Origin of the sequence: Sphingopyxis sp. FD7, from assembly GCF_003609835.1 — a bacterium.
Taxonomy (GTDB): domain Bacteria; phylum Pseudomonadota; class Alphaproteobacteria; order Sphingomonadales; family Sphingomonadaceae; genus Sphingopyxis.
Genome location: NZ_AP017898.1, coordinates 2,233,147 through 2,250,449, shown reverse-complemented (window position 1 = coordinate 2,250,449; position 17,303 = coordinate 2,233,147). Strand labels below are relative to the sequence as shown.

At 66.3% G+C, this 17,303-nt stretch carries 20 protein-coding genes; 12 read left to right on the top strand and 8 right to left on the bottom strand.

The genetic code is table 11. The features are described from left to right. Window positions 1–201: 201 nt before the first annotated feature. Complete coding sequence (gene cobT, locus SPYCA_RS10645; protein ID WP_120220284.1) at window positions 202–2,025, bottom strand: cobaltochelatase subunit CobT; 1,824 nt, start codon at window positions 2,023–2,025, stop codon at window positions 202–204. Between the two features lie 191 nt (window positions 2,026–2,216). On the opposite strand from cobT, the gene SPYCA_RS10640 reads away from it, so the two are divergent. Both SPYCA_RS10640 and SPYCA_RS19710 read left to right on the top strand, forming a co-directional pair. Next, window positions 2,217–3,434, top strand: a complete 1,218-nt coding sequence (locus SPYCA_RS10640) for an MFS transporter (RefSeq protein ID WP_120220282.1) — start codon at window positions 2,217–2,219, stop codon at window positions 3,432–3,434. Next, window positions 3,431–3,562, top strand: a complete 132-nt coding sequence (locus tag SPYCA_RS19710; RefSeq protein ID WP_262926799.1) for a hypothetical protein — start codon at window positions 3,431–3,433, stop codon at window positions 3,560–3,562. The genes SPYCA_RS10640 and SPYCA_RS19710 overlap by 4 nt, the downstream gene beginning before the upstream one ends. A gap of 4 nt (window positions 3,563–3,566) precedes the next feature. On the opposite strand, the gene SPYCA_RS10635 is transcribed toward SPYCA_RS19710, so the two are convergent. The 4 genes from SPYCA_RS10635 to SPYCA_RS10620 form a co-directional block, all read right to left on the bottom strand. Then, window positions 3,567–4,766: an alpha/beta hydrolase gene (locus SPYCA_RS10635; protein ID WP_120220279.1), complete on the bottom strand. Its 1,200-nt coding sequence runs from the start codon at window positions 4,764–4,766 to the stop codon at window positions 3,567–3,569. After that, window positions 4,763–5,752 (bottom strand): cobaltochelatase subunit CobS, encoded by a 990-nt coding sequence (gene cobS, locus SPYCA_RS10630; protein ID WP_120220277.1) that lies wholly within the window; start codon window positions 5,750–5,752, stop codon window positions 4,763–4,765. Before cobS ends, SPYCA_RS10635 begins: the two co-directional genes overlap by 4 nt. Window positions 5,753–5,820: 68 nt before the next feature. Then, window positions 5,821–6,258 carry an ester cyclase gene (locus SPYCA_RS10625; RefSeq protein WP_120220275.1) on the bottom strand — a complete coding sequence of 146 codons (438 nt, stop codon included), beginning with the start codon at window positions 6,256–6,258 and terminating at the stop codon, window positions 5,821–5,823. Between the two features lie 10 nt (window positions 6,259–6,268). Further along, window positions 6,269–6,862: a DnaJ domain-containing protein gene (locus SPYCA_RS10620; protein ID WP_120220273.1), complete on the bottom strand. Its 594-nt coding sequence runs from the start codon at window positions 6,860–6,862 to the stop codon at window positions 6,269–6,271. Window positions 6,863–6,924: 62 nt separating this feature from the next. On the opposite strand from SPYCA_RS10620, the gene SPYCA_RS10615 reads away from it, so the two are divergent. The 5 genes from SPYCA_RS10615 (at window position 6,925) to SPYCA_RS10595 (ending at window position 10,558) form a co-directional block, all read left to right on the top strand. Beyond that, entirely contained in the window at window positions 6,925–7,203 is a 279-nt protein-coding gene (locus SPYCA_RS10615) for a BolA family protein (protein WP_443029479.1), read from the top strand. A gap of 8 nt (window positions 7,204–7,211) precedes the next feature. Then, window positions 7,212–7,580, top strand: coding sequence for a DUF2200 domain-containing protein (locus SPYCA_RS10610; protein WP_120220269.1), 369 nt, complete (start codon window positions 7,212–7,214; stop codon window positions 7,578–7,580). A 23-nt stretch (window positions 7,581–7,603) separates the two neighbouring features. Next, window positions 7,604–8,488, top strand: a complete 885-nt coding sequence (locus SPYCA_RS10605; RefSeq protein WP_120220267.1) for a pirin family protein — start codon at window positions 7,604–7,606, stop codon at window positions 8,486–8,488. A 143-nt stretch (window positions 8,489–8,631) separates the two neighbouring features. Beyond that, complete coding sequence (locus SPYCA_RS10600) at window positions 8,632–9,555, top strand: alpha/beta fold hydrolase (RefSeq protein ID WP_120222277.1); 924 nt, start codon at window positions 8,632–8,634, stop codon at window positions 9,553–9,555. Between the two features lie 214 nt (window positions 9,556–9,769). Further along, complete coding sequence (locus SPYCA_RS10595; RefSeq protein WP_172595040.1) at window positions 9,770–10,558, top strand: AraC family transcriptional regulator; 789 nt, start codon at window positions 9,770–9,772, stop codon at window positions 10,556–10,558. Window positions 10,559–10,599: 41 nt separating this feature from the next. On the opposite strand, the gene SPYCA_RS10590 is transcribed toward SPYCA_RS10595, so the two are convergent. Further along, a complete protein-coding gene (locus SPYCA_RS10590; RefSeq protein WP_172595039.1) occupies window positions 10,600–11,022 on the bottom strand; it encodes a hypothetical protein in 423 nt (140 codons plus the stop codon). Between SPYCA_RS10590 and SPYCA_RS10585 the strand changes: the two genes are divergently transcribed. Next, window positions 11,021–12,178 (top strand): serine hydrolase domain-containing protein, encoded by a 1,158-nt coding sequence (locus SPYCA_RS10585; RefSeq protein WP_331852499.1) that lies wholly within the window; start codon window positions 11,021–11,023, stop codon window positions 12,176–12,178. The genes SPYCA_RS10590 and SPYCA_RS10585 overlap by 2 nt on opposite strands. Before the next feature lie 185 nt (window positions 12,179–12,363). On the opposite strand, the gene SPYCA_RS10580 is transcribed toward SPYCA_RS10585, so the two are convergent. Then, the gene (locus tag SPYCA_RS10580; RefSeq protein WP_120220261.1) at window positions 12,364–13,185 is read right to left on the bottom strand and encodes a PhzF family phenazine biosynthesis protein; all 822 of its coding nucleotides are present in this window, start codon (window positions 13,183–13,185) and stop codon (window positions 12,364–12,366) included. After that, entirely contained in the window at window positions 13,182–13,760 is a 579-nt protein-coding gene (gene pdxH, locus SPYCA_RS10575) for a pyridoxamine 5'-phosphate oxidase (RefSeq protein WP_232003271.1), read from the bottom strand. The genes SPYCA_RS10580 and pdxH overlap by 4 nt, the downstream gene beginning before the upstream one ends. Window positions 13,761–13,945: 185 nt before the next feature. On the opposite strand from pdxH, the gene SPYCA_RS10570 reads away from it, so the two are divergent. The 4 genes from SPYCA_RS10570 to SPYCA_RS10555 are packed head-to-tail and all read left to right on the top strand — an operon-like array spanning window position 13,946 to window position 17,302. Continuing rightward, window positions 13,946–14,863, top strand: a complete 918-nt coding sequence (locus tag SPYCA_RS10570; protein ID WP_120220257.1) for a DnaJ C-terminal domain-containing protein — start codon at window positions 13,946–13,948, stop codon at window positions 14,861–14,863. A gap of 3 nt (window positions 14,864–14,866) precedes the next feature. Further along, window positions 14,867–15,934: a YihY/virulence factor BrkB family protein gene (locus SPYCA_RS10565; protein ID WP_120220255.1), complete on the top strand. Its 1,068-nt coding sequence runs from the start codon at window positions 14,867–14,869 to the stop codon at window positions 15,932–15,934. Window positions 15,935–15,951: 17 nt separating this feature from the next. Continuing rightward, complete coding sequence (gene fabI, locus SPYCA_RS10560; protein ID WP_120220253.1) at window positions 15,952–16,779, top strand: enoyl-ACP reductase FabI; 828 nt, start codon at window positions 15,952–15,954, stop codon at window positions 16,777–16,779. Continuing rightward, on the top strand, window positions 16,772–17,302 hold the full coding sequence (locus SPYCA_RS10555; RefSeq protein ID WP_172595038.1) for a GNAT family N-acetyltransferase: 531 nt from the start codon (window positions 16,772–16,774) through the stop codon (window positions 17,300–17,302). The genes fabI and SPYCA_RS10555 overlap by 8 nt, the downstream gene beginning before the upstream one ends. Window position 17,303 lies beyond the last annotated feature (1 nt).

Below are 17,303 nucleotides of genomic sequence, written 5' to 3'. Positions count from 1 at the left end.
CTTAGGCAAGATACTGCCATACGATTCCTTTCAAATGGCCATGACTCCCTGCGGAGGATAATCCCTGACCATTAGAAAGGGACTTCAAGCACTGTCGCCTGACATCCACCGCTTCACCTTCTCGACGCAGCCGTCCAGATCATCGCGAACTTGGCATACAAGCAATCGCGGCTATTCCGGTAACCCGCCACCAACCGCCCCTCAATCGACGTCGAACAGCCCCGCCAATTGCTCAACCATCGTGCCGCCCAGCTGCTCGGCGTCCATGATCGTCACGGCGCGGCTGTAGTATCGCGTTACGTCGTGCCCGATGCCGATCGCGCAGAGTTCGACCGGCGAGCGGTTTTCGATCCAGTCGATCACCTGGCGCAGATGCTGGTCGAGATAGGCGCCGTGGTTGACCGACAAGGTGCTGTCGTCGACCGGCGCGCCGTCCGAAATCACCATCAGGATGCGGCGTTCCTCGGGGCGATGGATGATGCGGCTGTGCGCCCACATCAGCGCCTCGCCGTCGATATTCTCTTTCAGCAGCCCCTCGCGCATCATCAGCCCCAGCGACTTGCGCGCGCGGCGATAGGGTTCGTCGGCGGGCTTGTAGATGATGTGGCGCAGGTCGTTGAGGCGGCCGGGGTGCGCGGGGCGGCCCGCGGCGAGCCAGTCCTCGCGGCTCTGCCCGCCCTTCCACGTTCGCGTGGTGAAGCCCAGAATCTCGGTCTTGACGCCGCAGCGTTCGAGCGTGCGCGCGAGAATGTCGGCGCTGATCGCGGCGATGCTGATCGGGCGGCCGCGCATCGAGCCGCTATTGTCGATGAGCAGCGAGACGACGGTATCGCGGAAGTCGGTGTCGCGCTCGATCTTGTAGCTCAAGGACTGGCCGGGCGAGACGATAACGCGCGCAAGGCGCGCGGCGTCGAGCTGGCCTTCCTCCTGGTCGAAATCCCACGCGCGGTTCTGCTGCGCCATCAGGCGGCGCTGGAGCCGGTTCGCGAGCTTGGTCACCGCGCCCTGCAAATGCGTCATCTGCTGGTCGAGATAGGCGCGCAGGCGGGCGAGTTCGTCGGCGTCGCACAGCTCGGTCGCGGCGACGATTTCGTCATGCTTCTCGGTGAAGCGGAGGTAATTGAAGTCGGGAATGTCGCTCGGCAGGCGGTTGGGGCGCACGGGCAGCATCCCCTCATCGCCTTCGCCGCCCATTTCGGGTTCGCCGTCGGCCTCCATTTCCTGCGCGTCGGGGTCGCTGTCGCCGTCGTCGGCCTGATCGCCCGCCATTTCGGCGCGCGCGTCGACCTGGCTTTCGCCGGCGCCGCCGTCTTCGCTGTCCTGCTCTTCCGGCGCGTCTTCGGCTTCGGTCTGATCGTCTTCGCCGCCATCCTCGGCGCCTTCCTCCAGCGGTTCGTCGCTCTGGATGAGGTCGAGGTGGCGGAGCGCGAGCTTCGCGGTTTCGGCGAACGCCGCCTGATCGTCGAGCAGCATCGACAGCGCGGTGAGGTCGCCGCCCGCTTCCTTGCTGATCCATTCGCGCACCAGCGACAGGCCGGTTTCGGTTCCCTGCGGCGCGCGTTCGCCGGTCAGCGCCTCGCGCAGCATCAGTTCGAGCGCGCTCGACATCGGGACATCGGCGCGATCCTGCGCGCGGCTGATCGGGTCCGAGCGCATCCGCATCGCAAGGCTGGCGGCGAGGTTGCCACGCATTCCCGCCATATGCCGCGCGCCCAGCGCCTCGATCCGCGCGCGCTCCATCGCGTCGAAGGCGGCGGCGGCGGCGGGTTCGAGGGGGCGCGCGGCATTGTGGATCTTGTCGCTGTGATGCTTCATCCGCAGCGCATAGGAGTCAGCGAAACCGCGCGCCTCGGCGACCTGATCGGCGGGCAGCGTGCGCGACGGCGTCGGCACCTTGATCGCCTTGCCGACCTGCGCGGGCGCGTCGGCGGTAAAGCCGACCTCGACCTCGGCATCGCGCGTCACCGCGCGCGCGACGCTCGACAGCGCGGCCTTGAAATCGTCGAGGGGGGATTGAGCGGTCATTTCGAGTCGGCTCTAACCAGCTTTGGATGACGAAGAAATCCCTTTCATCGTCACCCCGGACTTGATCCGGGGTCCATGGCCTCACCCGCCGAATGGACCCCGGATCAAGTCCTGGGTGACGAAAGGAGGAGTAAGCGGGGCTTTAGCTAAGCTCGCTTGACGCCGCGCGGGCGTGGGCGCATCCGCCGCATATGTCCTCCCCCGCACTCTCCCCCATGAAGCGGCCGTGGATCGTCATCGCCTGCGCGGCCTTCATCGTCACGCTGGCGATGGGCGTGCGTCAGTCGTTCGGGCTGTTCCTGCCGCAGATGAGCGTCGATATCGGCATCAGCCGGTCGGACTTCGGCCTCGCGATGGCGCTCCAGAACCTGCTCTTCGGGCTGGTCCAGCCGTTCGTCGGCGCGCTCGCCGACAAGCATGGCGCAGGGCGGGTCGTGCTCGCGGGGGCGCTGCTCTACGCGCTCGGGCTGATCGGCGCGGCATTTGCGACCGATGCGATCGGGCTGCACATCAGCTTCGGCATCTTCATCGGCATGGCGCAGTCGGCGACGACCTTTGTTGTCGTGCTCGGCGCGGTCGGCCGCGTCGTCAGCCCCGAAAGACGCAGCACCGCCTTTGGCATCGTGACCGCAGGGGGATCGCTGGGACAGTTTCTCGTTGTGCCTTTCGCCTCGATGCTGCTTGGTGATCTCGGCTATCAGCAGACGTTGTGGATCATGGCGGGGTTGGTTGCGCTCTGCGGCCTGCTCGCGATCGGCGTCGCGGGTCGGCCCGACGGCTCGGCTACGCTGGCGATCGAGGAACAGAGCGCGCGCGAGGCGCTGCGCGAGGCGGCGGTCCACCGCGGCTACTGGCTGCTCAACGCGGGCTTTTTCGTGTGCGGTTTCCATATCGCCTTCATCGCGACGCACCTGCCCGCCTATCTCGACGACAAGGGGCTGGGGATCGAGATTGGCGCGCAGGTGCTGGCGCTCGTTGGGCTGTTCAACATCCTCGGCTCCTATGTGTTCGGCCGCGCGGGCGATGTGCTGCGCCAGAAATATGTGCTCTCGGCGCTCTATACCGCGCGCTCGGCGGTGATCGCGCTCTTCCTGTTCCTGCCGCTCAGCCATGCGAGCGCGCTCGCCTTCGCGGGTGCGATGGGCTTCCTGTGGCTCGGCACCATCCCGCTCACCAGCGGGATCGTCGGGCGCATCTTCGGCGTCCGTCACCTGTCGATGCTCTACGGCATTGTGTTCCTCAGCCATCAGATCGGCAGCTTCTTCGGCGCGTGGATGGCGGGGCTGATCTTCGACGCGACGGGCAGCTATAATATCGCCTGGGGTTTCGCGATCGCGCTCGGGCTGTTCGCGGGGCTCGTCCACCTGCCGATCGCCGACGCGCCGGTCAAACGGTTGCAGGCGGCATGAAGTTGGCGCGGCAGGACGTGATTGCGCTGGCGCTGTTCGCCGCGATCGCGGTCGGCGGCCTGTGGCTGTGGACCGGTGAGGGGCCGGTCGTGTGGCTTGCCGATTTTGCGGTGATGTGCGGCTTTTAGTCGCTTAGCGCTCGTCGCCGACTTCGGCGGTACGGTGGCAGATCGCTTCGTGCCGCTCTTTCGTCAACGCCGGGTCGGGTTCCAGCCGGAACACATGCGCCCACGGCGTCGCCACGCGCTCGGGCCGCGTGCGTTTTCCCGCGACGACGTCGATGAAATCGCGACAGGCGGGCGCGCTCAGCAGGAAATTGCTGTGCCCCGTCGATCCGCGCGACACATCGGTGGTGTCGATCACCGTCAGCCCGGCGAGCGCCGCGGGATAGCAGCGTTCGGGCAGCCCCTTCGCTTTCAGGTCGGCCGCCTCGAACGGGTCGAAACAATAGGGCGAGCCCAATCGCGGATAGCCGTGGATCGCGCGCGATGCCGCGAGCGCCTTGTCGGCGCGCGAGGCATAGATGGTGATCCGCCGGTCGTTCGCGACGCGCCGCGCCGACAGCACTTCGGCTTCGATGTCGCGCTCGAACGTCTCGCGGTCGATGTCGGGCGAGGCGAGGATGATGTTGGAGATATTGCTGCTGTCGGCGCTGCTCGACGCGCGGTCGACATAGGCGACCGCGGGGATCACCAGCCGTGCGCCGAGCGAGTGCGAGACGATGACGATTTCCTTGACCCAATCCTGTTCGGCGAGACTTTTCAGGAAATCGCGGAAATTGCGAACGTCGTGATACATGTTCGTTTCGTCGACGACATAGCTCAAAAGCCTGCCCTGCGACGGCCAGCTATATTCGATGATCGGCCCGTCAAAGCCGGTCATCCGTGCGATCTGCGCGGCGTCCTTCGAGGTGGTCGAGAAGTTCTCGCGATAGCCGTGGACATAGAGCAGCACACGGCCCTGCCGCCGGTCGGTTTCGGCCTGCAACGCGCGCCACCAGTCGGGCGCGGCCTGAAAGGCGAGTGGGGGCAGGAAGCGCTTTTTCCTGCCCACAACGATGTCGCGCGGCGCGTCGAAGCGGCCAAAGCGCACACGGTCGCCGCGGTGATGGAGCAGTTCGATCGGGTCGCCGCGGCAATCGGGCAGGCGGCTCGTCGCGAAGAAATAGGGCAACGCTTCACCGTCGACCGCCGCGCCGGGCTGCGCGGTGCAGCGCGGGTCGGCGATATAGGCGGCGTGGCGGACCTTGCCATAATCGACCGCAGCGATGCTGCACCCCGACAGCGCGAGCGCGGCTCCGCACGCCGCCGCCAGCTGGCGGACGGGTATCACCGCGCGACGACGCTCTCGGGCAAATCTTCGCCGAACACGCGCTGATAATATTCGGCGACGATCATCCGTTCGGCCTCGTCGCATTTGTTGAGGAAAGACAGGCGGAAGGCAAAGCCGATATTGCGGAAGATTGCGGTGTTCTGCGCCCAGCTGATGACGGTGCGCGGCGACATCACGGTCGAAATGTCGCCGTTGATGAAGCCCTGGCGCGTCAGGTCGGCGACCTTGACCATATTGGCGATCGTCGTCTCGTCGGTATCGGGCACCTTGGCGAGGATGATTTCGGCTTCGGTCGTCGCGGGCAGATAATTGAGCGTGACGACGATGTTCCAGCGGTCCATCTGACCCTGGTTGATCTGCTGCGTCCCGTGATAAAGTCCGCTCGTGTCGCCGAGCCCGACGGTGTTCGCGGTCGAGAAGAGGCGGAACCAGGGGTTCGGGCGGATCACGCGATTCTGGTCGAGCAGGGTCAGCTTGCCCTCGGTCTCGAGCACGCGCTGGATCACGAACATGACGTCGGGGCGCCCCGCATCATATTCGTCGAAGACGAGTGCCGTGGGCGTCTGGAGCGCCCATGGGAGCAGGCCTTCGCGAAACTCGGTGACCTGCTGGCCGTCGCGCAGCACGATGGCATCGCGGCCGACGAGGTCGATTCGGCTGATATGCGCGTCGAGGTTGACGCGGATGCACGGCCATTTGAGCCGCGCCGCGACCTGTTCGATATGCGTCGACTTGCCGGTCCCGTGATAGCCCTGCACCATCACGCGGCGGTTGTATTTAAAGCCCGCGAGGATCGCGAGCGTCGTGTCGCCGTCGAAGACGTACGCCGGATCAAGGTCGGGCACGCGCGCGTCGGCTTCGCTGAATGCCGGCACCTTCATGTCGATGTCGACGCCGAACATCTCGCGCGCGTCGACCTCGGTGTCGGGCGCTGCCAGCAGCGTCGATCCGTGATGGTCGGGGAGGCTGTTCGGGATATCGGTCATGGCAGGGGTCCAACGCAAGGAGAGGAGCGGCCGCGGTATCGTCATGGGTTGCGCCTTGCAACGCCTTTTCAGAGGAGACCGAGCGCCTTCATCACCGCCGACTGGTCGTAATAGGGGCGCTCGCAGACGATCCTGTCGCTGCCGGGCGCGAATTCAAAGCTCGCCGCCATGCGGATGCGAAACGCCTTGCCGGTCGGCTCGATCGTGCGCAGGCCCAGCTTCAGCGGCCCCAGATGCGTACCGGTGAGCCAGAATTCGACGAGCACACTGTCGCTCGCCGCGTCGGCGGCGATCGCGATCACCTCATTCGCCTGGTCGGGAAAGGGCTCGCGCGACGCGGCGAAATAGGACCGCACCGCCGCTTCGCCGTCAAAGACGGTGCCGGGCCCCATCAGCTCATAGCGTGGATGGTCGAAGGTCGCGATGACGCCGTCCCAGTCGTGCGCGATTTCGAGCGCCATGTGCCGTCGCACCACCGCGATCCGTGCTTCGTCCAGTTCGGTCATCGCGCGTCTCCTATGCGAATGCCTTGGTCTTCCTCAGCAATTGATAGGCCTCAACCACTTCGCCGAGTCGCGTTTCGAATCGGCGATCGCCGCCGTTGCGGTCGGGATGATATTTGCGGACGAGCTCGCTGTAGCGGCGGCGGAGCGCGGCGCGGTCGGCATCGGCGGCAAGGCCCATCAACCGCATCGCGGCATGTTCTTCACGCGACAGGCCGGGATTGGCCGCCTCGCGCCGCGCTTCCTCCATCCGCTGCCGGAAGCGCGCGCCGAGCGCGTCGATCGGATCCCTGAAATCGGCCCAGCGCGGCGGCAGGTCGGCGCTGCCCGCGGCACGGAAGGCGCGGCTTTCGGTTTCCCATCCGGCGGTCGGCGATTGCGCCGCCATGATCTGATCGGCGCTCATCCCCTCAAAGAAATTATAGCCCGCGTTGAACTCGCGCACATGGTCGAGGCACAGCCAGCGGTAGGGCGGCGGGCCGTCGGGCGAGCGGTGCGCCGAGGCGGGGGCGCGAAACTCGCCCGGCTCGCGGCAGCCGGGCACCGCGCAGGGCGCCTCGCGCGGCACGCGGCCATGAAAACGGGCGGGGCGGGAGGAGGACGGCAAAACGGGCTTTCGGGTTGTGGGAGGTCTTATAATTTGGCGACGTTGGGCCTATGGTCAACCCCATGAGCAGCAAAGGCCCCGTACAGCAAGAGATGGAAAGCCTGCTCGCCGCAGCCTTTCCCGACGCCCATTTCGCCCTCAGCAACGACAGCGCCAAACATCATGGCCATGCGGGCGACGACGGCAGCGGCGAATCGCATTTCAGCCTGAGCATCGAATGGGCGGGCTTTCAGGGCATGAACCGGGTGATGCGTCAGCGCATGGTGAACAAGGCACTCGGCGACCTGCCGGGGCAGCGCGTCCACGCGCTCGCGATCCGCGCGACGGCGCCGGGCGAATAGAGGCTCGAATGGCCGAGCATCGCATCTATGGCATGAGCTTCGCGAGCGTTTATCCGCATTATGTGACCAAGGCCGAGCGCAAGGGCCGCACAAGGGAAGAGGTCGACGCGATCATCCGCTGGCTGACCGGCTATAGCCAGGAGGAACTGGACGCCCGGATCGCCGAGCGGGTCGATTTTCGGACCTTCTTTGCCGATGCGCCCGCAATGAATCCGGCGCGTGACCGGATCAAGGGCGTCATCTGCGGCGTCCGCGTCGAAAATATCGAGGAACCGCTGATGCGCGAGATCCGCTATCTCGACAAGCTGATCGACGAACTCGCAAAGGGCAAGGCGATGGAAAAGATTTTGCGCGCGCCCGGACCCGCCGACAGCTGAGCCAACCGCCGAAAGGACTCGCAATGTTTGACGTCATCACCCCCGCGACCCACGACATCGGCGCGTTCGAGGTGCGCCGCACCCTGCCCAACAAGGCGCGCACGATGGTCGGCCCCTTCATCTTTGTCGACCAGTTCGGCCCGGCGCATTTCGACATCGGGCGGGGCATGGACGTGCGGCCGCACCCGCACATCAACCTCGCCACCGTCACCTATTTGTTCGAGGGCGCGATCGACCATCGCGACAGCCTCGGCACCTATGCGACGATCCGCCCCGGTGCGTGCAACCTGATGACCGCAGGGCGCGGGATCGTCCATTCGGAGCGCACGCCATCGGCCGAGCGCGCCACCGGATCGGCGATTTCGGGGATGCAGACCTGGCTCGCGCTGCCCGACGGCAAGGAAGAGGTCGATCCGGCGTTCGAGCATGTCGCGAAGGACGAGCTGCCGCTGGTCGAGGATAATGGCGTTTCGGCGCGCATCATCATGGGCAGCCTGTGGGGCGCGACATCGCCGATCACCCAGCACAGCGCCACCATCTATGCCGACATATTGATGAACGCCGGGGCGACGATCCCGATCGACGCCGAGGCCGACGAGCGCGCTGTGCTGGTGGCGCTGGGCGACGCCAGCCTCGATGGCGAGGCGCTCGACCGGCACAGCCTTTATATATTGAAGCCGGGGCAGCCGATGCTGCTGCGTGCGACCAGCGATGCGCGCGTGATGTTGCTCGGCGGCGAAGCTTTTGCGACGCCGCGCCATGTGTGGTGGAACTTTGTCAGCTCCTCGCGCGACCGGATCAACCAGGCGAAGCATGACTGGAAAGAGGGACGCTTCCCCCTCGTTCCCGGCGACAGCGAGGAGTATATCCCCATCCCCGAGGTGCCGATGACGGTGAGTTATCCTTAAAAGGGGCAGGGTCCGCTCTCCACCGCAAAGCAGACCGCCCGTTGATCTCGCGCGCCATCGGCGTCTCGGCACCTGTTGCGGCTTGCCAGCCGCGCCGATCGCCGCCAGATTGGTTTTGAAACGAAACCAAAGGAGCGATGCGCATGATCGGTGATTTCGAGCAACAGCGAGTGAAGCTTTCGACCGGCATCGAACTCGACGTGGTCGATATCGGGCCGCGCGAGGCGCCCGCGCTGATCTTCCTGCACGGTTTTCCCGAATCGCACCGCACCTGGCGGCACCAGCTTCCTCATTTTGCGGGGCGCTTCCGCTGCATCGCTCCCGACCAGCGCGGTTATCGCGGGTCGTCGAAGCCGCCGGAGGTCGACGCCTATACCCCCGACAAGCTGATCGCCGACATCTTCGCGCTTGCCGACGCGCTCGGCGTCGACAGCTTCACGATCGTCGGCCACGACTGGGGCGGGGCGATTGCCTGGGGGGTTGCGCTGGGCGGTCAGCCGGGCGGGCTGCATCCGGGGTGGGCGGGGCGGGTGACGCGCGCGGTGATCGCCAATGCGCCGCACCCCGCAATCTTTCAGCGCCTGCTCGCCACCAACGCCGAACAGCGTGCCGCGAGCCAGTATATCCGCATCTTTCGCGACCCCGCGAGCGATGCGATCATCGCCGACCACGGCATTGCGGGCCTGCTCGCCCACGCCTTTGCGGGAAAGGTGCCGAGCGGCGGGCTGCAACCCGCCGATGAGATCGGCCGCCTGCTCAATGATTGGGAGGATCGCGACGCCTGCCGCGCGATGGTCAACTGGTATCGCGCCTCGCCGCTCGCGGTGCCCGCGATGGACGACCCCTATGCCGATCCGCCCGCGACGCCATTTCCCACGCTCAATATCCCGACGCTGGTGATCTGGGCGCTCGACGATGTCGCGCTGCCGCCGTGCAATCTCGACGGCATGATCGAACTCGTCCCGGCGGTCACGATCGTCAAGGTGCCCGATTGCGGGCATTTCGTGCCATGGGATGCGCCCGACGCCGTCAATGCGGCGATCGATTCCTTCCTCGCGCCAGACTGAGCGGATCGCCGAAAAAATTGGCGGGCGGCCCATGAGCCGCCCGCCGTTGGGGGGGTCTGTGCTTGCGTGTCTGGGGCACGCGAAATCATCTTTTGCCGCACCCGAAATCACCCGGTTGCGACCAGGGCCGAAGACTTTCGGTGGGGCGAGTAAACCATATTATCGGCCGATATGGCAGGCTTTCAGATTCTCCCATTCCTGCCATATTCCTGTCATGGACGTGGGAGGACTCAGGGTCGCCTCGATCACCGATCGGATCGATGGCCCGTCGACTTGGACGATCGAACGCGATGTCCACGCGCTGATCCTCTATGAGGCCGGAAGCTATCACTGGCTTGAAACCTGGCAGGATGGGCAGCGCACATCGCTTGGCGATCCCTTGCCGGGCGAGATGTGGCTGATCCCTGCGGGGCGCGTCTATCGCGCCGAAGCGAAGGGCGGCGGCGCGCGTTATATCGACATCGAAATCCCGCGCTCGCGGCTGACTGTCGCGCCGGGCACCCGCGCGCTCGCCGCGCATCACGATCTGACGCTGGCGGCGCTGGGCCGCGCGCTCGCGGCCGGCGATGCCGCGGCCGCCGACCCGTTCGTCACCATCCTCCGCGAAACGCTGGCCGGAATGGCTGGGCGCCCCGACCCGCCCGCGATCGGCGATCGCATCAACCAGCTGATGCGTTTCATCCAGACGCAGCTCGAAATGCCGCTGACCGTCGAGGATATGGCGGCCGAGGCCGGCATGTCGGTCAACAGCCTGATCGTCCATTTCGCGCGCGCGACGGGGCGGACGCCCGCGCAATATGTGCTGCGCCAGCGGCTGCGCCGCGCCTGCTGGTTCCTGATGAACCGCCCGCTGTCGATCGCCGAGATCGCATTTGCCACCGGCTTTTCGAGCCACGCGCATCTGTGCGCGGTCTTTCGCCGCAAGATCGGCATGTCGCCGGGCGAGTGGCGGCGGCGTCATCGTTCGGCTATCCTGCCCGACGTCGAAGGCGCGGCAGTTTGACCGGGCTGAAGAGGCACCGATCCGACTGGTCGTTGTCGGCCCTAACTCTCCGGGCGGAGCAGGCAGCCGCTGGCCCCCGCATAGCGCGCGCTGCGCGATGCGAGCAGCGGGACGCTGCCGATGACCGTTTTCGTGTCGGGGTCTTCGCTCAGCGACACCATCTCCATCCCCGGCTCGAAATCGCTCTGACAGCTTTCAAGGCTGCGCCCCTGGACATAGCGGCACGAACAGCCGACGCGCGCGGCATAGGCGGCGCCGAGTTCGGCCTGCGCCCTGAACGCCGGGAATTGCCAGATCGCGAGCCCGGCGAGCAGCACCCCGACGATCAGCACCCACGGCAGGCATCCGCCCCAGCGGCTCGGTTTTTTGCGTGGCGAAACCGGGCCGGGCGAAGGTGGCGGTGCGGGCGGGGGCGTCGCGCCCGTTGATGGATCGGCGGGGTTGGTGCTATTCACCCGGCCCATGATGATGAAAAAACGGCTGCTGGCAAGTGCCGCCCTCGCGATGCTCGGCGCCTGGTCGCTGACGCAGGCGGCGGGGCAGGGCAGCCTCGCCCCGGCAGCGCCCGCGCCGAGGTTCGGCCTGTCGCTCGACGATGTGGCCGCGGCCGACGCAACGACTGCGCTTCCCCCCTTGCCCGCGGCTATCCGTGCCCGCGCCGACGCGCTGTTCACCGACGCCGAGGCGGTCGGGCAGACGCGCGCGCTGCTGGTGCTGCGCGATGGCGAGCCGATCTATGAACGCTATGCTGCAGGGTTCGGCCCGGATAGCAAGCTCATCAGCTGGTCGATGGCAAAAAGCATCACCGCGGTGCTCACCGGCTTTCTGGTGGCCGACGGGCAATTGTCGCTCGACGGTCCGGCGCCCGTCGCGGCGTGGCAGCGCAGCGGCGATCCGCGCGGCGCGATCACGCTCCGCCACCTGCTCCACATGTCGTCGGGGCTCGAACATGTCGAAAATGGCGATCCCATCTGGGACGGCGACACGGTGGAGATGCTGTTCGGCGGGGGCGCGGACGACATGGCGGGTTTTGCCGAAGCCAAGCCCGCGGCGGCGCAGCCCGGCGAGGTGTTCAATTACAGCTCGGCGACGAGCATCATCCTGGCGGACATCATCGCCGACACGCTGACCCCGTCTGAAAGCCCTGGGGCGCGGCGTGACGCGATGCGCGACTTCATCGTCGGGCGGCTCGTCGAACCGCTCGGCATGACCAGCCTGACACCCGAATTCGATGCCAAGGGCACGATGATCGGCGGATCGATCATGCACGCGACCGCGCGCGACTATGCGCGGTTCGGCGAGTTCCTGCGCAACGACGGCGTCGCGGGCGGCCAGCGGCTGCTCCCCGAAAGCTGGATCGACTTCATGCTGGCGCCGTCGGCGAACGATGCCGGCTATGGCGGGCATATCTGGCTCAACCGCCGCCGCCCGGCGGGCGCCCAGCCCGCGCTGTGGCCCGATCGCGGCCCGAACGACCTGTTCGCCGCGATCGGCCATCAGGGGCAATATATCATCGTCTCCCCGTCGCAGCGCGTGACGATCGTGCGGCTGGGCGTCACCAAGGACGATCAGTTTCCGGCGCTACGCCGCCATCTGGCCGATTTGACCGCGGCGCTTTGAGCGTCTTTTAGGGAGCTGACTGCTTCCGACCGATCGTTGCCGTACCCCGGCGAAAGCCGGGTCCAGAGCGGGATGAGCCAACGCCTGTTCCTGGGCGCCCTGGACCCCGGCTTTCGCCGGGGTACAACAATAAGGCGAACGTCCACTCCCCACCCCGAAGCGGACCTCGGCCTTCGAGCAGCGATTTACAGCAGAAAATCGCCGACCAGCGTGGTGACGCAATTGCCCGTCAGTTCGACCATGTTGCCGTCGATGCGGCAGCCAAGGTGGCCGCCGCGCGCGCTCGCCTGATAGGCGGCGAAGGCTTCGCGGCCCAGCCGCGCCGTCCAATAGGGGGTGAGCGCGCTGTGCGCCGATCCGGTGACCGGGTCTTCGTCGATCCCGGCACCGGGCGCAAAGGCGCGGCTGACGACGTCGGCGCCCGACGGGTCGCCGACGCCCGGCGCGGTCGCGATATAGAGGATGTCGCCGCCCTCGCTCAGCGCGCGAAAGTCGGGCCTCAGCGCGCGCACGCTCGCCGCGTCGGGATAGACGATCAGCGCATATCCGTTCGCGTGCCACAGCGTCTCGACCGGATCACCGCCCAGCGCGCGGACGATGTCGGGCATCGCCCTGGGCAGGGGCCGACAGGCGGGCAGCGCCATCCGATAGCCCTCATCCTCGCCATCGCGGGCGACGCGCAAGATACCGGCCTTGCGCGTGCGAAAGCGCATGTCATTCCGCCACTGCGCCGCTGACAGCAGCACATGTCCGCTCGCCAGCGTCGCATGGCCGCACAGCGCAACCTCGACCGTCGGGGTGAACCAGCGCAGCTCATAATCGGCTTCGCCGCTTTCGTCGGGGACCAGAAAGGCGGTTTCGGACAGATTGTTTTCGGCCGCGATGGCCTGCAAGATCGCGTCGTCCAGCCACTCGTCAAGCGGCATCACGGCCGCCGGATTGCCCGTAAACGGCCGGTCGGCGAAGGCGTCGACGCGGCTGATCGGAAGGCGGCGGGCTGCGCTCATGGGTATAGATATCCCTTCGTCCAGCCCTCGCCCGCGCGCTCGAACAGGGTGCGTTCGTGGAGCCGGTGCGCACGGTCCTGCCAGAACTCGATGCGTTCGGGCGTCACGCGCCAGCCCGACCAGCGCGGCGGACGCGGCACGTCCTGCCCCGCAAAGCGCGCCTGCATTTCGGCGAAGCGCGCCTCGAAAGTCGCGCGGCTGTCGAGCGGTCGCGACTGGTCGCTCGCCCAGGCGCCGAGTTGGCTGTCGCGGCTGCGCGTTGCGAAATAGGCGTCGGCGGTGGCGTCGTCGACCGGTGTGGCGCTTCCTTCAATGCGAATCTGGCGGCGCAACGATTTCCAGTGGAACAACAGCGCGACATGCGGGTTCGCGGCCAGTTCGCCGCCCTTGCGGCTGTCGAGGTTTGTGTAGAAGACGAAACCGTCCGGCCCATGCCCTTTCAGCAGCACCATGCGCAGCGAAGGGCGCCCGTCGGGTGTCGTCGTCGCGAGCGCCATCGCGTTGGAATCATTGGGCTCGCTCGCTCGCGCTTCAGCGAACCAGCTGTCGAACAGGGCCAGGGGATCGTCGTTCATGTGCGCGGTCATAATGCGGCGTCGGGAAATGGTCGAGCAAAAGGCACTGCCCTCAAATGATCGTCATCCCGGCCCTCGCCGGGATGACGGGGCGAGAGAGGGAACTTGACCACTTTGCGGCACATTCCCACATGGCCGCGCAATGGGCCTTCACGGCCAGTCGTTAATCAGGCTACAGGAGCAAGATGGCCGATCCCTATTCCACCCTTGGCGTTACGAAAAGCGCGAGCGAAGCCGAGATCAAGTCCGCCTATCGCAAGCTCGCCAAGGAATTGCACCCCGACAAGAACAAGGACAATCCGAAGGCGTCGGAACGCTTTTCCGACGTGACCAAGGCCTATGACCTGCTTTCGGACAAAGCGAAACGCGCGCAATATGACCGCGGCGAGATTGACGCCGACGGCAATCCGGCCATGCCCTTCGGCTATGGCGGCGGCGGCTTTCGGGGCGATCCGCGCGCGCAGGGCGGGTTCTCCGGTTTCGGCAACGACGGGGCCGATTTCGGTGATATTTTTGAAGGCCTGTTCGGCGGACGTGGCGGCGGGCCTTTCGGCGGGTTCGGCGGCCGCAGCGCACCGCCGCCGAAGGGGGCCAACATCCCCTATCGCCTGTCGGTATCCTTCATCGACGCGGCGACGCAGGCGCCGCAGCGGATCACGCTGGCCGATGGCGGCACGATCGACCTGAAACTGCCCGCCGGGGTCGAGACCGGAACGCAGATGCGCCTTGCCGGCAAGGGGCAGCCGGGACCGGGCGGCCATGGCGACGCGATCGTGACGATCACGGTCAAGGACCACCCCTTTTTCGTGCGCGACGGCGCCAACATCCGCCTCGACCTGCCCGTCACGCTGGCCGAGGCGGTGAAGGGCGCGAAGGTGAAGGTGCCGACGGTCGACGGCCCGGTGATGCTGTCGATCCCCGCGGGCTCCTCGTCGGGCAAGGTCATGCGGCTCAAGGGCAAGGGGTTCAGCCAGAAGAGCGGCGGCCGCGGCGACCAGCTGGTGCGGATCATGGTCGACCTGCCCGCCGACGACGCTGCGCTGGTCAAGCTGCTCGGCGAATGGAACGATCCGCGCAACGTGCGGGCGGACCTCGGCGTGTGATGCGTGGCTGAGGTCAGGGATAACGGACGCGCGGCGGCGCTGGAGCGCGAGGTCGCCGACGAGGTCGGCAAGGAGTTTCTGGCCGAGGGCCATTCGCCCGAATCGCCCGAGGCGCGCGCCGAACAGGCAAAACGCGTCCATCTGCGCGCGCGGGCGCAGGGGGTCATCGAGCGCGGGCGCGAACAGCTCGGCCCCGGCACACGCGCCTATCGGATCGTGCGCCGCGTCGTTGTCGGCACCTATACCGACGGTTTCATCCACGCGGGCAACCTGGCCTATCTGGCGCTGATCGCGCTCTTTCCCTTCTTCATCCTGCTCGCTGCGGCGCTCAGCCTGTTCGGCGGTAGCGTCGGCGGCGAGCGCGCGGTCGAAGCGGTCTTCTCGACGATGCCGCCGACCGTCGCCAAGGCCCTGGCGGGTCCGATCCGCGAAGTGATGACCGCGCGCACGGGCATCTTCCTGTGGCTCGGCGCGCTCGTCGCGCTGTGGACCGTCGGCAGCCTGATCGAAACGGTGCGCGACATTCTGCGGCGCGCCTATGGCACGCATTTCAGCAAGGGGTTCTTCCATTACCGCCTGCTGTCGATCGGCATCATCACCGGCGCCGTCGTGCTGATGCTCCTGTCGTTCAGCATGCAGGTGCTGATCGTCGGGGTCGAGCAGTTCGTGACCCGCGTGCTGCCCGAACAATATCAGGACTGGGGCGTCGTGCTCATCTCGCGCGCCGTGTCGGGCTTTGGCCTGTTCGTCGCGATCTACCTGCTATTCTACAGCCTGACACCGTCGAAATATCGCCGACTGAAGCGCTGCCCCAAATGGCCGGGGGCGCTGTTCACGACCCTGTGGTGGATCGGCGTCACGCTGGCGCTGCCGCCCCTGCTTGCCGGCCTGCTCAGCTATGACGCGACCTATGGCAGTCTCGCAGGGGTGATGGTCGCGCTGTTCTTTTTCTACCTCGTCGGATTGGGTATGGTGATGGGCGCCGAACTCAACGCCGCGCTCGTCGAGGTTGAGGATTTGGGCCATGACGCTATGGGGCGCGTGGACGACGTGACTGTCGAAGATAAATAAGGCCGGAGAAAACGGAAATGACGGGTCTGATGAAGGGCAAGCGCGGGTTGATCATGGGGCTTGCGAACGACAAGTCGCTCGCCTGGGGCATTGCCCGGGCGCTGCACGCGCATGGCGCCGAACTGGCGATTTCGTATCAAGGCGATGTAATGCTCAAGCGGGTAAAGCCGCTCGCCGACCAGCTCGGCTGCGATTTCCTGATCGATTGCGACGTCGCCGACATGGACAATCTCGACGCGGCCTTCGCTACGCTCGGCGCGCGCTGGCCGACGATTGACTTCGTCGTCCACGCGATCGGTTATACGAACAAGGAAGCGCTGCGCGGCAAATATGCCGATGTGACGCTCGACGACTTCCTGATGACGATGAACATCAGCGTCTACAGCTTTACCGCGGTCGCACAGCGCGCGGCGGCGATGATGACGCCCTTCGATCCCGAAACGGGCAAGGGCGGCGGGTCGCTGCTGACCCTCAGCTATTATGGCGCCGAAAAGGTCATCCCGCATTACAACGTCATGGGCGTCGCCAAATCGGCGCTCGAAACCAGCGTCAAATATCTCGCCAATGATTATGGCCCGCAGGGGGTGCGCGTGAACGCGATCTCGGCGGGGCCGATCAAGACGCTGGCGGCATCGGGCATCGGCGATTTCCGCCTGATCCTGAAATGGAACGAATATAACGCCCCGCTGCGCCGCAATGTCACGATCGACGATGTCGGCGGTTCGGCGCTCTATCTGCTCAGCGATCTGGCGAGCGGCGTGACCGGCGAAACACACCATGTCGACGCGGGTTACCACACCATCGGCATGAAACAGGAAGACGCGCCGGATATTGCGCTTGCCTGACGGTCTTGTCGTCCGTGCGGCGGGTGCGGAGGATGCCGATGCCATCGACGCCGTCATCCGCGCCGCCTTTGCCGGAACCCAATATGGGCATCAGGGCGAGGCCGAACTGGTGCGGATGATCGAGGCTGACGGCGACGCGCTGGCCTCGCTCGTCGCCGAACGGGGCGGCGAAATCGTCGGGCATGTCCTGTTCAGCCGCATGAATGTCGAAGCCGACGGCCGCGTCCTTGCGGCCGCGGGTCTCGCGCCCGTTTCGGTCGCGCCCGATCGCCAGGGGCAGGGTGTCGGCGATGCCCTGATCCGTGCGGGACTCGCTATGCTGCGCGGACAGGGTATCGCGATGAGCTTTGTGCTCGGCCATGAGAATTATTACCCGCGCTTCGGCTATTCGCCCGACCTCGCCGCCCGCTTCGTTTCGCCCTTTTCAGGCCCGCATTTCATGGCGATGATGCTGGACTCGGGCACGGCTCTGCCGCAAGGCGGAAGGGCCGATTACGCTCCCGCATTCGGCCGGATGGGATAGG

Coding starts and splice junctions, on each gene's coding strand:
- SPYCA_RS10590 (WP_172595039.1), bottom strand. CDS start 11,022: ATGGGCCGGGTGAATAGCACCAACCCCGCCGATCCATCAACGGGCGCG.
- SPYCA_RS10625 (WP_120220275.1), bottom strand. CDS start 6,258: ATGACCGAACTGGACGAAGCACGGATCGCGGTGGTGCGACGGCACATG.
- SPYCA_RS10585 (WP_331852499.1), top strand. CDS start 11,021: ATGATGATGAAAAAACGGCTGCTGGCAAGTGCCGCCCTCGCGATGCTC.
- SPYCA_RS10570 (WP_120220257.1), top strand. CDS start 13,946: ATGGCCGATCCCTATTCCACCCTTGGCGTTACGAAAAGCGCGAGCGAA.
- SPYCA_RS10580 (WP_120220261.1), bottom strand. CDS start 13,185: ATGAGCGCAGCCCGCCGCCTTCCGATCAGCCGCGTCGACGCCTTCGCC.
- SPYCA_RS19710 (WP_262926799.1), top strand. CDS start 3,431: ATGAAGTTGGCGCGGCAGGACGTGATTGCGCTGGCGCTGTTCGCCGCG.
- SPYCA_RS10595 (WP_172595040.1), top strand. CDS start 9,770: ATGGACGTGGGAGGACTCAGGGTCGCCTCGATCACCGATCGGATCGAT.
- cobT (WP_120220284.1), bottom strand. CDS start 2,025: ATGACCGCTCAATCCCCCCTCGACGATTTCAAGGCCGCGCTGTCGAGC.
- SPYCA_RS10610 (WP_120220269.1), top strand. CDS start 7,212: ATGGCCGAGCATCGCATCTATGGCATGAGCTTCGCGAGCGTTTATCCG.
- cobS (WP_120220277.1), bottom strand. CDS start 5,752: ATGACCGATATCCCGAACAGCCTCCCCGACCATCACGGATCGACGCTG.
- SPYCA_RS10615 (WP_443029479.1), top strand. CDS start 6,925: ATGAGCAGCAAAGGCCCCGTACAGCAAGAGATGGAAAGCCTGCTCGCC.
- SPYCA_RS10600 (WP_120222277.1), top strand. CDS start 8,632: ATGATCGGTGATTTCGAGCAACAGCGAGTGAAGCTTTCGACCGGCATC.
- fabI (WP_120220253.1), top strand. CDS start 15,952: ATGACGGGTCTGATGAAGGGCAAGCGCGGGTTGATCATGGGGCTTGCG.
- pdxH (WP_232003271.1), bottom strand. CDS start 13,760: ATGAACGACGATCCCCTGGCCCTGTTCGACAGCTGGTTCGCTGAAGCG.
- SPYCA_RS10640 (WP_120220282.1), top strand. CDS start 2,217: ATGTCCTCCCCCGCACTCTCCCCCATGAAGCGGCCGTGGATCGTCATC.
- SPYCA_RS10605 (WP_120220267.1), top strand. CDS start 7,604: ATGTTTGACGTCATCACCCCCGCGACCCACGACATCGGCGCGTTCGAG.